Annotated in this window: 1 pseudogene; it reads left to right on the plus strand. The window is 68.7% G+C overall.

From position 1 onward, the window contains the following. Positions 1–160 (plus strand): annotated as a pseudogene (locus DK459_RS30805) (nitronate monooxygenase); the annotation flags it as partial. Positions 161–502 lie beyond the last annotated feature (342 nt).

Raw genomic sequence — 502 nt, forward strand, 5'->3', positions numbered from 1 at the left:
CCCGCCCAACCTCGACAAGAACACCCGGCCCAAAGCCTGGAAAGACGTCTGGAGCGCCGGCCAAGGCGTGGGCGCCGCGCAGGAAGTCCTGTCGGTGGCCGAACTAGTGAACCAATTGGAAACGGAATACCAGGAAGCCAAGACCGCGCTGCTGCGCTGACGCGCTGACGCGCACTCACCCCCAGCGCGCAGCGTCATCCCAAACCGCAAGACACCACGTAGGCCTCAAAAGGCCGCCCGCGCGGCCGCCTTGAGGCGGGCCCCGCAAGCTACTCCAACCCCACGCCGAAGATGGCCAAAATGCCAAGAACACCCCCCTCCCCAACCCGCGCCGCTGAGTCACATCGCGAGCGTGTGCGGGGGCAGGCGGGGGACGGCGGGGCGTGTAGATGCGCCCGGCGGAAACCGTAGGGAGCCGAAGGCGTACGAGGTTGAGCCCGGGGCAGTCCGGAGCGAACGCTCCGGACCGCAATCGTAGCCCCGCCATCCCCCACCGACCCCG

The sequence above is a fragment of the Achromobacter sp. RW408 genome (assembly GCF_003184165.1).
Taxonomy (GTDB): Bacteria; Pseudomonadota; Gammaproteobacteria; order Burkholderiales; family Burkholderiaceae_B; genus Achromobacter; species Achromobacter xylosoxidans.